This window comes from Geoalkalibacter sp., assembly GCF_030604225.1.
Lineage (GTDB): Bacteria > Desulfobacterota > Desulfuromonadia > Desulfuromonadales > Geoalkalibacteraceae > Geoalkalibacter.
Genome location: NZ_JAUVWH010000096.1, coordinates 1 through 12,656 on the forward strand (window position 1 = coordinate 1; position 12,656 = coordinate 12,656).

Sequence of the window (12,656 nt, forward strand, 5' to 3'; positions counted from 1 at the left end):
CCTCGGGGGACGAAGGGGCGCGCTCGAGATCCGGCAGCGCGTCAAGACCGCTGCCGTCGGGCATGCGCACATCGAGAAACACCACGTCGACCTCGTTGCCCCGCGCCGCCGCGATCCCCTGCGCCAGGCGCGAGGCCGTCAAGGGTTGATGCCCCATGCGCTCGACCATGAGGCTCAGGGTGTCGAGGATGCCGGGATCGTCGTCAATGATGAGAATCGTCGCCATGGGATACCCGTAGCCGAAATCAGCGGGTTTGTCCAGTGCTTCGCGCGCCGGGATCGGCCAGCACCCGGCGGATGGCCAGGGCCAGATCGCTGCGGTCGAAGGGCTTGAGCACCACCTCGCGGATCTGGGGCGGAGGCTCCTGGCCCGAGGCGCGCAGATCGCCGAGCCGCGCGGCGAAGCCCGTGCACAGAATGATCGGAATGGATTGGCGCTCCCGGGCGATTTCCTCGGCCAACTGATCACCGCTCATCTGCGGCATGGTCAAATCGGTAATCACCAGGTCGAAGGCCTGCGGATCGCGGCGGAAGATGGCCAGGGCCTCGCGCGGAAAGCAGGTCGCCGTCACCTGATAACCGAGGCGGCGCAGCATGCTTTCCCCCGCGTAGACGATGTCCTTTTCATCATCGACAAAGAGGATGCGTTCATGTCCCGCCGGGATGGTCAGCGGCGGGGCGGCCTGCGCCTCCTCGCCGTCGCCGGCGATGCGCGGCAGATAGACGCGAAACACCGACCCCTTGCCGGGCGTGCTGGACACCTCGATGGCTCCGCCGTGATTCTTGACGATGCCGTGGACCACCGACAGGCCGAGCCCGGTCCCCGCCCCCTGCTCCCGCGTGGTGAAGAAAGGGTCGAAGATCCGCTCCAGGACGGCCGGGGTCATGCCCTCGCCCGTATCGCGCACCGTCAGGCGCAGATAGGGGCCGGGGCTCAGATCGGGAAGAAATTTCACCGCCTCCTCCCTGAGTTCGACATTGTCCAGCCCGACTTCCAGGACGCCCCCGCGGCTCTGCATGGCATGGGCGGCGTTGGTGCACAGATTGACGATCACCTGATGCATCTGGGTCGAATCGCCCAGCATCTGGCCGAGGCCGGGCATGACCCAATCGCGGATCTCGATGCTGGCGGGAATCGACGGCCTGAGCAGCTTGAGGCACTCGTCGAGAACCTGCTCCATGCGCACGGGCTGCTTTTCCGGCGCGTTCTGGCGGCTCAGGGTGCGGATCTGGCGCACCAGCTCGCGGCCGCGCTGCCCGGCGCGGTGAATCACCTCGATATTCCTGCGCCAGGGAGAATCCGCCGGCAGATCCTCCAGGGCCATCTCGCTGCAGGTGATGATGGAGGCCAGGATGTTGTTGAAATCGTGGGCGATGCCGCCGGAGAGGGTGGCGATGCTCTGCATTTTCTGCGCCTGGCGCAACTGCCGCTCCAGCCGCACCTCGTTGCTGATGTCCCGAACCACGGCGGCAAAGCTGGTGATGCGCCCCTGGGCGTCGAACACCGGCGTGACGCGGCAGATGATCTCGTAGGGGGATCCGTCGGGGCGGTAATTGATCAGTTGCTCGGTGCGTGCCGCGCCGTCGGCGAGGACCTCCTGCATCATCTGATAGAGCGCCTTGTTGCGCCCCGCCAGGCGCAGCTCGTGGATGTTCTTGTTGACCAGCCGGTCGTCGCGGCACCCGCTGATGTCCTGAAACGCGGGGTTGACGTAGCGGATGACGCCGTCCGGATCAAAGGTCAGCACCCCCTCGGTGCCCTGCTCGATGATGGTGGCCAGCTGCCGGCGTGCCTGCCGGGCCTCCTCCTGCTCGCGGCGCAGGCGTAGGGTGACCACGCCGTAGGCCAAATCATCGGCCATGGCGCGCAGCAGCTCGACCTCGTCCTTGTCGAAGGCATCCTTTTCACCGGCGTAAATCGCCAGGGCGCCGAAGCAGGCCCCCCCGTCGAGCAGGGGCAAGGCGATGGAGGAGGCGTAGCCGCGATCCTGCACCATGTCCAGCCAGCGGCGATTGTGCTGGGCGTGGCTGGTGGCGCGGGTGCGGATGGCGGTCGCCACCGGTCCCTGGCCGCGCTCGTTGTCGCCCCAGGAAATCCGTTCCGTGCGCAGAAAACCGTTGTCCTGGCCCCACTGGGCCACCGGCCGCACCGTCTGGTCCTCATCCGTCTCGGCCAACCCCACCCAGGCGAGCACATAGCCCCCCTCCTCGACAATGATGCGACAGGTTTCCTGCATGAGTTTGAACTCATCGGCCACCCTCAGCATGGCCTGGTTGCAGCCGCTGCGGGTCTTAAGCGCGCGGCTGACCCGCTCCAGGTTCTTCTGCGCCAGGGTGATGGCCTTTTCGTTGGAGCGCAGCAGAATATACAGCAGGACGGCGGTGACCAGGACGAAAAGCAGAAAAATGAAGATCGCCACCCACATGAGGGTGTTGGGGTCGGAGAGGACAAAGGCCAGGGTGATGGAAAAACAGAAGAACAGCCCGCCGATATAAGCATAGGACAGGGCGATGGTGGAGGGAGTCAGCTTGCGTTGGAAGAATTTTTCATTCATGGCGGCCTTTTCGCCGAGGATACTTGAGGGCCCGGCGCATTTCAATGAAGAACTCGCCTTTTACGGCCGGCGGGGCGTCCCTCGGCGCCCCGAACAGCGGCGGCCGGCCCTGGGGGCCGGCCGCTTCACTGCCAACCGGAAGCATCAGTCACGGGTGCGAAACACCTGATGATGGGAGGGCCGCACCGATACGCCGAAGGGGATGCGCTCCCTGACCGCTTCGGGAGCATGGGCTTCCTTGGCCTTCCAGCTGTAAAGGATCGGCAGGCGATAGAGAATGGCGCGATAGACCACGATATAGAAGGCGAAGATGGTGACGCACAGCATCACCTCGGCCCAATGGGGCACTTCCTGGTAAAGGCGCCAGTTGAAGGCGATGAGCGCGCAATTGAGGCGATTAAGCGCGATGCCGAGCACCGTGGCGACGGCGCCCAGGCGCGCGATGCCCGCACGCTTGTGGCGAATGCCGTAGGACATGATCACCAGCGGCACAAGGATGCCGAAGGCCAGCTCGAACAAAAACCACAGTCCCCAGCCGGTGGCGAGATAGGCCCATTCGTTGTCGTGGGCCACGGCCAGCATCTTGATGGCGAAGTAGGTGATCAGCGCCATGCACGCGCCCTTGGCCAGGGTGAGGGTCTGGGCGTCGAGATTGTCGAGAAAGCCCGCGTCGCAGCGCCAAGCCATGGTTTTCTTGATGATGGTGCTCACCACGATGACCATGCACAGTCCGGCGGCGATGGACGAGCAGAAAAAGTGAATCCACTGGAATTCCGCCGCGTACCAGAGCGGATGCAGCTTGCCCGGCGCGTAGGTGAACAGCGCCCCCAGCGCGCCCTGGTGCAGGGTGGAGAGGATGATGGCGGACACGGTCAGCCCGACGGTGATCCTTTTGACGAATTTCACCGCCTGGGGCCAGCCCATCCACTCGAAAAAGCCCTCGGAGACTTCGGCGATCTGCACCGACAGGTAGGTCGAGACGTGCCAGGCGACCAGGAACAGCACGGCGCCGGTGCCGAAGGCCACGAACATGGGATAGGGCAGGCGCCAGGGCTGGCCGAGGTCGGCGATGAGAAAGACCACGGCGAAGAAATAGCCGAGCAGGCCGTTGAGCAGGGCCAGGCGCTCGATGTGATGCAGGTCATGGCGGCCGAAGATATTCACCGCCGTGCCCAGCAGAAAGCCCGAGGCCGACAGGGGCACCATGACGAACAGGCCGAAGCCGAGCAGCAGCCCCCAGGGATAATCGTAGGACGAATGGGTCACCGACCCCAGCCCGAAGGCAAAGCGGTAGATGAGCAGCGGAATGCCGATGAGAAAGATCAGACCCAGCACCCAGTTGAAGGGGTTGCACACGGCCTGCCCGAAATACTGGCGGGGCGTCATGCCGAGCAGCAGTTTTTCCTTCAGGGTCCAGCGTCGGGCGCTGTTCTCCGGCGACGGCGAATCGATGGGCTTGAACCCGCGCGAAATGATGGCTTTCATTGCTTGTCATCCTCCTGAATGGGGTGGTCGGCCTGGTGACCTTCGCCATGCTTGTTCTTGGTCGCCAGCAGGTGGAAGCCGGTGAACAGGGCGGGCCAGATGGCCAGCACCATGGGAACCGCGCCGAGGAAGCCCTTGACGTTGGAGATGATCGGCTCGCGCCCCAGGGTGGTGTCGAAGGCCAACTGCTCGAAAGGCACGCTGGAGAGATACATCCAGCTGGTGCCGCCGAGTTCCTTTTCACCGTACAGGTGGTCGACATAGCGTCCGGGATTGTCGTTGATGCGTTGATGGGCGATCTTGATCAGGTCGCGCCGGTTGCCGAAGGTCAGGGCCTCCTGCGGGCAGATCTCCACGCAGGCCGGCGGCAGGCCGTTTTTGAGCCGCGTCTCGTGGCAGAAGACGCATTTCTTCACGACGGGGTTGAAGGCGCTCGAATAGCTGTACGCCGGAATGTTGAAGGGACAGGCGACCATGCAGGTGCGACAGCCGACGCACACCTTGTCGTTGAACATCACCGCCCCTTCCTTGGTCTTGGTGTAGGCATTGACGAAACACGACGTGAGACAGGCCGGCTCGTTGCAGTGATTGCACTGGATCTTGCGGTAGACCGGCTGCTCCTCGCCCTGGATCTCGTAGCGATTGACCACGGTGTAGGCCGCCTCGGTGGTGCGCCGCTTCTGCCCCGCGTGGTAGGAGTAATCAAAGGCCGCCGGATCGTCGAAGGCCATCTCGGGCGCGGGCAGCTGCTGCTCCTTGTTGCACGCCGCCTCGCAGCTGCGGCAACCGATGCAGCGGGTCATGTCGACGAGAACGCCCATGCCGTCGGGGTAGCCTTCGAGCAATGCGGCACCGAAGGCTCCCGAGGTCAGGGACAGGGTGGCGGCGGCGCTGCCGGCCATGCTGGCGGCCAAGAATTTTCTTCGGGAAATTCCGCTCATGGTTCATCTCCTCCCTGGGCTGCGCTGAGCGCGCTGGGTTGCTTCGAGAATCATCGGGATGCCGCTGGACCGGCGGACGAAAGCGCGCCCGCCCGGAACAGCTCGTCACCGGCCTGGTTGCGTTGATGACAGTCCAGGCATCCGATGGGAGCCCCCATGGCCTGATGACATCCCAGGCAGCTCTGGTGGTAGGCGCCCTTGAGCCCCAGCTGGTCGGTATGATAACGATGGGTGTCCGCCTTCTTGGCCTTGAGATAGCCGGCCGAGAAGGGCTCGGCGGCGTGACAGTCACGGCAGGCGACCACGCCCATTTCGGCGGCGCCCGCATGGCATCTCATGCAGTCGGGATCCTGGGACGGCATGCCCGTGGTGTGATGATGGCAGCTCGCGCAGTCGGCGACCTGCTCATGCAGGGCATGATCGAATGAGACGCCGTCGTAATAACGCGACAGGGAATTCAGCAGGACGGTTTCGGGCAGATCCATGCCCAAGGCCGCCGCCCCGGAGCCCACGCCGACAGCCAGGAAGAACATCAGTGCGATTTTGGTTCTCTTCAGGTCAGCCATTTCGTTGCTCCTCCTTTTCATCTCCCAGGCCGCATGAGATTGGGAGTGGTCAGTGTCGTATCAACGCGCCGAATCCTTCTCTTCCGGGTTGATCACATACTTGTAGAAGCTGTGGAAGGCGATGAAGAAGCCGACGCAGATCAGATATTCCATGCCCTTGATGTAGGTATAGAAATCGACGAGCGTGTAGACCTGATTGACCTCTCCCACCGCTTGAAAAATCTGCTCGAACATAGGGAATCCTCCTGCGAGTCGTAGCGTCAGTTTTTGGCTTTGCCGCGGGCCAGTTCTTTTTGTGACATGGTCTTGATCATGCTGCGGATGCTGCCGACCATCAGCACGATGGCGGGAATGATCTGCACAACGATCACCAGTGCGCAAAATCCCAGGAAGGCAAGAACGAGAATGCCGCTGTTGTACACCTTGGTCGTGTCCACCGCGAAAGCCGTCGAAACCGCGGCAAAGAGCAGAATCAGCAGGGTCTGAATGAGAATCTGAAGTTTCATCTTGGCTCTCCTTTTCTGGTTGGATGTTCGAAGCCTGACGTCAGCCGTAAGCAAGGGCATGTTTGCGTGCGATCAGGCGTTCATAGGCACACTTCACGGCCAGCCTGATTTCCTCGCCGTCATCCGGACGCACCGGTTTGAGGGCGTGATAGAAGATTCCTTCTTTCCGTGCCTTGCGGATGGAAGGCAGGGACTCCTCACTGCCGATCAGGATGATGGTGAGATCCCGATCGCAGTGTTTCAACAAGGGAATCAGGTCCACAGCCGTCAGTTCATCGAATTGGCTGCTTATCAAGACAACCTGAGCCGTTTTTTTGAGAACCCCGTACAAGGCATTGGCAACTGAATTGGTCACGGTTACATGGTAGCCGGCTTCGATGAACAGATCAGCTATCTGTTTTCTGGACTCCAGGTCGTCGTCAGCAATAAGAAGTCCAAACATCGGTCAGCCTTTCTCGTTCTTTTAGCCAGTTTTATTTATTCAATTTCCGCCTCCACGCACCTTCTCAGTTGTCTGAGATTTTTTATCCATTTCCGAAAAAATTCCTTTCAACATTCCAAAGAAAAGAGTCATGCCAGGAACAAACTGCAAAATGATAATGCAGCCTACCAAGCCGAAAAAGAGCCAGATCATGATTGATCCTCCTCCAGATTCAGCTCCGCCAGAGGCATACGCCGCCGTTGAAATGGCCAGCAACACCGCCGTTGCACTACTCATCAGCGCTTTCATGGCTACCTCCTTTTCAGAATGATCATGGACGATGCTGATTCATCGTGACCTTTGTAATTGCAGAGGCTATGCCACAACGCGGCGACATTCGCCAACCACTCTCAACCTCACGAAATATCATGACAATTTTTATCCATACCAATTCAGTCATCTTCGACAAGCCCATGGCCCGCGTATATAAATATGCGACGGTTAAACTGATAAAAATTTTTCAAACAATGTTTGTTTTCACAAAAGGACTTGAATTCAATCAAATTTTTGTTTTGCTATGCCTTGTATGTATGCTCATACAGGGGAGGCTGGAGCAGCGAAGGCGAATTTCAACCAGAAAAAATGCGCGTTCCACAGCACGGCGCCTTGACTTGGATCGACGGCTTCATTAAGCTAATCAGGCAATAATTCGATTGTTTTTCCTGTTCAAAAATATAAACGCCGGCTGGGCGATCCCGACGACCGGCGGCGCTTTCCGAAAACGGTGCGTATATCCTCCAGCTACACTTCTCTCGTCAGGCAGGTCTAAAATTCAGGAGTCGAGGGTATGTCCAAGAAACGCGTGCTGGTCATCGACGACGATCCGGTCATTCGCAGGGGCCTGAAGCAGATCCTCGAAAAAGCGGGATATGAAGCAGAGATTTTCGCCAGCGGACATACGGCCATCGAGGAATTGCGCAAAACGGCCTGCGACCTCTTGATCACCGACCTCAAAATGCCGGGCATGAACGGCCTGGAGGTTTTGAAAACCGTCAGCGCTATGCTGCCCGAGGTGCCCATCGTGCTGATCACCGGCTACTCGACGGTGGAAACAGCGGTGGAGGCAATGAAAAACGGCGCCGTCGACTACATCGCCAAGCCCTTCACCCCCGCTGAGCTGCTGGAGAAAGTCCAGCAGGCCCTCGAAAAAAAGGCCGTGCTCTTCGAGGATCTGTGCCTGCGCAAGGAATTACGCGAGAATCACGGCTTTCAGAAATTCATCGGGCAGAGCCAGGAGATGCAGAAGGTCTACCGGCGCATCCTTCAGGTCGCGCCGACGGACAGCACCGTGCTGATCACCGGCGAAAGCGGCACGGGCAAGGAACTGGTGGCCCGGGCCATCCACCAGAACAGCCAGCGCCGCGGCGCCACCTTCGTCGCCGTCGACTGCACCTCCCTGGCGGAAAATCTGCTGGAAAGCGAACTCTTTGGCCATGTGCGGGGCTCCTTCACCGGCGCCGTCCAGACCAAGACCGGCCTGTTCAAGGTCGCCGACGGCGGCACGCTGTTTCTCGACGAGATCTCCAACCTCAGCCTCAAGACCCAGGCCAAGCTCCTGCGGGCTCTGCAGGAACGGGAAATCACCCCCATCGGCGGCACCCAGTCCCAACCCGTCAACATCCGCCTGGTGGCGGCGACCAATCGCGCGCTCAAGGAAATGGTCGGCGCCGGGCTCTTCCGCGAGGATCTCTTTTTCCGCCTCAACATCATTCCCGTGGACCTGCCGCCCCTCAGGGAGCGCAAGGGCGATCTGCGGCTGCTCATCGCGCATTTTCTCAAATTGTTCGGCGAGGAGATGGGCAAGGACGTGCGCGGGCTGGCACCCGACGCCCTCGATCTGCTCGAGGGCTACAGGTTTCCCGGCAACGTGCGGGAGTTGGAAAACATCATCGAGCGCGCCGTGGTGCTGGCCGAGGGAGAGTTCATCCAGCGCGAGGATCTGGAGCTGAGCGTCGAGAGTTCGCCCGATGATCTGCTCCTAAGCGATTATGTTCCGCAGCGCGCCGACGAGCTCAAGGAGAGAAAGCGCCAGATCCGCGAGCGGGTGGTCGAGCCCCTGGAGCGCGCCTTTCTCATCCAGGCTCTCAAGCGCAACGGCTGGAACATTACCCGGGCCGCCGACGAAGTGGGCATGCAGCGGCCCAACTTTCATGCCCTGCTGAAGAAACAGGGGATCGAGGTCAAACGCAACCTGGTGCCCGAGGAGGCGAGGGACTAACCAGGCCGAACTCTTTCAGGACCGACCGCAGCGCCTGGCGGGCTTGCGCCCTTCGGGCAAGGAGACGTTCATGCTGAAGAATCTTGCCGCCAAGGCCATCGTACCCGTCGGCCTGACCGTTACCGGCTTTGTCATCGTCTGCAGCATCCTGCTCTATTCCTACGTCAAGCAGGATCTGGTCGCGGACAGCATTCAGCGCGAGGTGCTGCTCGGCGACATCATTGTCAAGGCCACGCGCTTTTCCATGCTCACCGACCAGCGCGAATCCCTGCGCCAGACCATCAACGACATCGGCGAGCAAAAAGGCGTCGAGCATGTGCGCATCTTCAACAAGAAGGGCGTCATCATGTTCTCGTCCAACGACGAGGAGGTCAACCAACTGGTCGACATGAGCGCGCCGGGCTGCATCGAGTGCCACAGCGGGCCCGTGACCGCGGTGCACCTGGGCCCCATGGATCAGGCGCGCAACTTCGTCAACGCCCAGGGCGAGCCGGTTCTTGCCATCACCACACCCATCTACAACGAACCCAACTGCTCCAATGGCGGCTGCCACTTCCACGCGCCGGACGAAAAGATCCTCGGCACCCTGGATATCGGCATGTCCCAGGCGCCCCTGCTCAAATCCCTGGCCACCCTGCGCGTTCGCCTGGTCATCTTCTGCCTGATGGTGCTGGTGCTCACCGTGGGCGGCGTCATCGCCCTGCTGCAGCGCAACGTGCTGCTGCCGGTACGCCAGTTGGTGTATTTCGCCGACCAGGTCAGCCGCGGCAATCTGGAAATCAACGAGCCCGAGGGCACGGAGGAACTGGTCAGCCTGGCGGGCAACTTCAAGCGCCTGGCCCGCCGCAACCTTGAGGCCGACGACAGCCTGCGCGATCTGCAGGACAAGCTCGACACGCTGACCCGCCAGATCCGCGAGCGGGAAATCGGCCACAAAAGCGGAAACTGATCCATGGGATTCCTGCGGAACGTCCGCCGCCCCCCCGACACGCCGAACCGCGCCGAGACAGCCGCCGCGCCCGGCCGTGAACGCATCCGCCGGCTACACAGACTGGCGTACCGGGGCCTTTGGGGCATGGCGGCCTTTCTGGCCCTGAGCCTGGTCGCCTTCAACCACGGCTGGCTGCTGCCGCCCATTTCCGATGGCGCGCGCGCGGTGCTCGGCAAGGCCCCGCCCACCAACCTCATCAGCATCGCCCTGGTGGTCTACAGCTTTTCGGCGCTGGTTCTGATTCTCTCGCGCATGAGCACCGGACAGGGCAAATACAAGGGCTGGTCGCACCTGGCCTATCTCGGCGCCTTCTACGTCTTCTACCACTACGGCAACGCCCTCGACGCCAATTTCTGGGCGGTCTTCGCCGCCGGCCTCACCATCATGGCCCTGGAGCATTACCAGATGTGGACCTTCTGCACGGAAGCCATACGCAAGGAAGAGGAACGCCTGGCGCAAGCCGAGCGCCTGGAAAAATTCAAGTCCTGACGCCACCCCCACCGCGAACCGCCCCTGCCGACCCAGCCTTGCGACGGCATCCTGTATATCTTTTTCATCCACCCCAAAGGTTTCACTGAATTTCAAGCACTTACAAGAGGCCACCGGGCCCTGACCCGCCTTTGGGGCCGGGCGGGTTGCGTCGTCCTGTATGTCCCGTTCATACACTCCAGCGCCCACCAACACCCTCCCAGCTTCGGTCACACAAAAAATAAACATGCAATATCGGCAACTTAACAAAATAAGGCACGAGTCTGTCCGCCTTGGCACGGGCCATGCTTTTATTAAAGCCAGACTGCCTGACCGCGCAACACACTTGGCCGGGCCCGACGCAAGGACGATGAGCGATGCCCTCTTTCACCCGCGCCTGGGCACTGGCCCTGATCTTGGCGCCTCTCTCCGCCCCTGCCGCCATAGGCGTGCCGGCCGAAAGCAGCGATCTGCTCGGCCAACTCTTGTGGAGCCTCTGGGCCCTGACGCTGCTGGCGCAGCTGACACCCGCCCTGCTTCTCGGCCTGGCGCTGACCGGGGCCGTCGCTCGCTGGATGGGCGCGCGCATCCATTCTCCGGGAGGATCACCATGAGCAAGCCCAAGCAGAAAATCTACCTGACACCGACCCCCGTGCGCATCTGGCACTGGCTCAACGCCTTTGGCTTTTTGGCCTTGATTCTGAGCGGCGCTCAGATCCGCTATCCCGAGTTCGTCAATTTCTTCGGCAGCTACAAAGCGGCCATTCGCCTGCACGACACCGCGGGCATCGTCGTCTCCATCTCCTTTTGCCTGTGGCTGACCTATTACCTGGTGGTGGCGCGCAGTCTGCTCAAGCTCTACGTGCCGAGCGGCGATGATCTGCGCCTTGGCCTCTTTCGCCAGATGCTCTTTTATTTTTTCAACTATTTTCGCGGCAAGCCCAACCCCCATGTCACCACCCCCGACAACAAGTTCAATCCCCTGCAGAAATCGGCCTACCTGGTCATCATGATGGTCCTTGTGCCCCTGGTGATTCTCACCGGGTTCATGCTCATGAACATCGAGTTGCTGCGTCCCTTGGTGCTCTTGCTGGGCGGCATCAAAATCATCGCCGGCGCGCACTTTCTGCTGGCCTGCATCCTCATCGCCTTTTTGTTCACCCATGTCTATCTGGCCACTCTCGGCCATACCCCCTTCGCCCACTTCAAGCCCATGTGGACCGGCTGGGAGGAGCATGAGGACGAGCACGGCAAAACGCACTGAAGCGGGAAGAGAGCCGGGCGACCCGAAAAATCCACCGCCCCGCGGACCGATCTTGCTTGACAAAGACCGGCCTTGCATTTAATACAAATAACCGGGATGTTTTTTTTAACCATTTGTTTACAGGAGGTTCGCACATGAAGAAGTTGGTTGCTGTCGCCCTGGTCGTTCTCTTTGCCGCTGCCACCGGCATTGCCGCCCAGGAAGTCTACAAGTACGAAGCCAAGAACGGCGCCGTCACCTTCGACCACAAGAAGCACATCGAACTCGAAGGCGGCACCTGCACCGCTTGCCACGGCGAAGGCGAGCCCGGCAAGATCGAACTCACCAAGGACCTGGCCCACGGCGCGGCTTGCAAGGATTGTCACACCGCCAAAGGCGGCCCCACCAAGTGCAACGAGTGCCACAAGAAGTAAGCACTTTCGACATCCCATCCGAAAAGGCCCCCACCGGGGGCCTTTTTTTGACTCAGCAACACGCCTCCCTGCCCCCCCTCACCAAATTCACCCGACCGTCCATGATGAACTTGACAAGGACCGCCCCTTTGTATATAAATTTCCGAATATAGAATTTAACCAAACAACCAAGGAGGCCTCGAGTGTCCGTAGACGTTCTCGCACAGGAAAAATATCAGCTGGTCTCCCAGCGCCGCGTTCTGCAATGGTTTCTGCTGCCCATCATGCTGGTCACCATCGCCCTGGGCTGGAAATATCCCCTGCTCGGCTTTACCGTGGCCGCCGCCATGGCCACGGGCATGATCGGCGGGGTGGTGCGCGGCCGTTACGTGTGCGGCAATCTCTGCCCGCGCGGGGCCTTTTTCGACCGGATGATCGCCCCCATCGCCCCGCGCAAGAGCTTGCCCGCCTGGATGCGCGCCATGCCCTTTCGCCTGGCGGTCCTCGCCGCCCTTATGGGCTTCATGGCCTGGCGCATCGCGCAAAATCCCGGTGACATCAACCATTGGGGCCTGGTGTTCTGGAGCATGTGCGCCCTGACCACCGCCGTCGGCCTCGGCCTGGCCTTTACCCTGCACCCCCGCGCTTGGTGCGCCATCTGCCCCATGGGAACCATGCAGAACCTGCTGGGGGGACACAAGCAGCCCCTGCAAATCGCCGCGTCCTGCCGCTCCTGCGGCAAATGCGAGACCGCCTGCCCCATGAGCCTGGCCATCGTCCAGGACAAGC

16 protein-coding genes are annotated in these 12,656 nt (G+C 61.0%); 7 read left to right on the forward strand and 9 right to left on the reverse strand.

Translation table 11 applies throughout. The annotated features are described in order from the left end of the window. From QAT43_RS10785 to QAT43_RS10825, 9 genes are all read right to left on the reverse strand, one after another. Window positions 1-226: response regulator (locus tag QAT43_RS10785; RefSeq protein WP_305043080.1), on the reverse strand; the 226-nt coding region annotated here is incomplete at its 3' end. Between the two features lie 19 nt (window positions 227-245). Beyond that, a complete protein-coding gene (locus QAT43_RS10790; protein WP_305043081.1) occupies window positions 246-2,555 on the reverse strand; it encodes an ATP-binding protein in 2,310 nt (769 codons plus the stop codon). 144 nt (window positions 2,556-2,699) lie between these two features. Continuing rightward, window positions 2,700-4,040: an NrfD/PsrC family molybdoenzyme membrane anchor subunit gene (gene nrfD / locus QAT43_RS10795; protein WP_305043082.1), complete on the reverse strand. Its 1,341-nt coding sequence runs from the start codon at window positions 4,038-4,040 to the stop codon at window positions 2,700-2,702. Continuing rightward, a complete protein-coding gene (locus QAT43_RS10800; RefSeq protein WP_442900247.1) occupies window positions 4,037-4,972 on the reverse strand; it encodes a 4Fe-4S dicluster domain-containing protein in 936 nt (311 codons plus the stop codon). The genes nrfD and QAT43_RS10800 overlap by 4 nt, the downstream gene beginning before the upstream one ends. A 59-nt stretch (window positions 4,973-5,031) precedes the next feature. Beyond that, window positions 5,032-5,547 (reverse strand): cytochrome c3 family protein, encoded by a 516-nt coding sequence (locus QAT43_RS10805; RefSeq protein ID WP_305043084.1) that lies wholly within the window; start codon window positions 5,545-5,547, stop codon window positions 5,032-5,034. 60 nt (window positions 5,548-5,607) lie between these two features. Then, window positions 5,608-5,781, reverse strand: coding sequence for a hypothetical protein (locus QAT43_RS10810; protein WP_305043085.1), 174 nt, complete (start codon window positions 5,779-5,781; stop codon window positions 5,608-5,610). 26 nt (window positions 5,782-5,807) lie between these two features. After that, the gene (locus QAT43_RS10815) at window positions 5,808-6,053 is read right to left on the reverse strand and encodes a hypothetical protein (RefSeq protein ID WP_305043086.1); all 246 of its coding nucleotides are present in this window, start codon (window positions 6,051-6,053) and stop codon (window positions 5,808-5,810) included. Window positions 6,054-6,093: 40 nt separating this feature from the next. Further along, complete coding sequence (locus tag QAT43_RS10820) at window positions 6,094-6,495, reverse strand: response regulator (RefSeq protein WP_305043087.1); 402 nt, start codon at window positions 6,493-6,495, stop codon at window positions 6,094-6,096. A 39-nt stretch (window positions 6,496-6,534) separates the two neighbouring features. Then, entirely contained in the window at window positions 6,535-6,783 is a 249-nt protein-coding gene (locus QAT43_RS10825; protein ID WP_305043088.1) for a hypothetical protein, read from the reverse strand. A 538-nt stretch (window positions 6,784-7,321) separates the two neighbouring features. On the opposite strand from QAT43_RS10825, the gene QAT43_RS10830 reads away from it, so the two are divergent. The 7 genes from QAT43_RS10830 to QAT43_RS10860 form a co-directional block, all read left to right on the forward strand. Further along, on the forward strand, window positions 7,322-8,752 hold the full coding sequence (locus tag QAT43_RS10830) for a sigma-54-dependent transcriptional regulator (protein ID WP_305043089.1): 1,431 nt from the start codon (window positions 7,322-7,324) through the stop codon (window positions 8,750-8,752). Window positions 8,753-8,822: 70 nt separating this feature from the next. Continuing rightward, window positions 8,823-9,701 (forward strand): hypothetical protein, encoded by an 879-nt coding sequence (locus QAT43_RS10835; RefSeq protein WP_305043090.1) that lies wholly within the window; start codon window positions 8,823-8,825, stop codon window positions 9,699-9,701. Window positions 9,702-9,704: 3 nt separating this feature from the next. After that, window positions 9,705-10,232 carry a menaquinol oxidoreductase gene (locus QAT43_RS10840; protein WP_305043091.1) on the forward strand — a complete coding sequence of 176 codons (528 nt, stop codon included), beginning with the start codon at window positions 9,705-9,707 and terminating at the stop codon, window positions 10,230-10,232. 356 nt (window positions 10,233-10,588) lie between these two features. Then, complete coding sequence (locus QAT43_RS10845; RefSeq protein WP_305043092.1) at window positions 10,589-10,825, forward strand: hypothetical protein; 237 nt, start codon at window positions 10,589-10,591, stop codon at window positions 10,823-10,825. Next, complete coding sequence (locus tag QAT43_RS10850; protein ID WP_305043093.1) at window positions 10,822-11,475, forward strand: cytochrome b/b6 domain-containing protein; 654 nt, start codon at window positions 10,822-10,824, stop codon at window positions 11,473-11,475. The genes QAT43_RS10845 and QAT43_RS10850 overlap by 4 nt, the downstream gene beginning before the upstream one ends. Before the next feature lie 134 nt (window positions 11,476-11,609). Then, window positions 11,610-11,888 carry a cytochrome c3 family protein gene (locus tag QAT43_RS10855; RefSeq protein ID WP_305043094.1) on the forward strand — a complete coding sequence of 93 codons (279 nt, stop codon included), beginning with the start codon at window positions 11,610-11,612 and terminating at the stop codon, window positions 11,886-11,888. Window positions 11,889-12,070: 182 nt separating this feature from the next. Then, on the forward strand, window positions 12,071-12,656 hold a 586-nt coding region (locus QAT43_RS10860), incomplete at its 3' end, for a 4Fe-4S binding protein (protein WP_305043095.1).

Excerpts from the sequence above, each read along its gene's own strand:
- QAT43_RS10820 (WP_305043087.1), bottom strand. The coding sequence starts at position 6,495 with ATGTTTGGACTTCTTATTGCTGACGACGACCTGGAGTCCAGAAAACAG.
- QAT43_RS10790 (WP_305043081.1), bottom strand. The coding sequence starts at position 2,555 with ATGAATGAAAAATTCTTCCAACGCAAGCTGACTCCCTCCACCATCGCC.
- QAT43_RS10805 (WP_305043084.1), bottom strand. The coding sequence starts at position 5,547 with ATGGCTGACCTGAAGAGAACCAAAATCGCACTGATGTTCTTCCTGGCT.
- QAT43_RS10825 (WP_305043088.1), bottom strand. The coding sequence starts at position 6,783 with ATGAAAGCGCTGATGAGTAGTGCAACGGCGGTGTTGCTGGCCATTTCA.
- QAT43_RS10840 (WP_305043091.1), top strand. The coding sequence starts at position 9,705 with ATGGGATTCCTGCGGAACGTCCGCCGCCCCCCCGACACGCCGAACCGC.
- QAT43_RS10830 (WP_305043089.1), top strand. The coding sequence starts at position 7,322 with ATGTCCAAGAAACGCGTGCTGGTCATCGACGACGATCCGGTCATTCGC.
- QAT43_RS10855 (WP_305043094.1), top strand. The coding sequence starts at position 11,610 with ATGAAGAAGTTGGTTGCTGTCGCCCTGGTCGTTCTCTTTGCCGCTGCC.
- QAT43_RS10845 (WP_305043092.1), top strand. The coding sequence starts at position 10,589 with ATGCCCTCTTTCACCCGCGCCTGGGCACTGGCCCTGATCTTGGCGCCT.
- QAT43_RS10850 (WP_305043093.1), top strand. The coding sequence starts at position 10,822 with ATGAGCAAGCCCAAGCAGAAAATCTACCTGACACCGACCCCCGTGCGC.
- QAT43_RS10815 (WP_305043086.1), bottom strand. The coding sequence starts at position 6,053 with ATGAAACTTCAGATTCTCATTCAGACCCTGCTGATTCTGCTCTTTGCC.
- QAT43_RS10835 (WP_305043090.1), top strand. The coding sequence starts at position 8,823 with ATGCTGAAGAATCTTGCCGCCAAGGCCATCGTACCCGTCGGCCTGACC.
- QAT43_RS10810 (WP_305043085.1), bottom strand. The coding sequence starts at position 5,781 with ATGTTCGAGCAGATTTTTCAAGCGGTGGGAGAGGTCAATCAGGTCTAC.
- nrfD (WP_305043082.1), bottom strand. The coding sequence starts at position 4,040 with ATGAAAGCCATCATTTCGCGCGGGTTCAAGCCCATCGATTCGCCGTCG.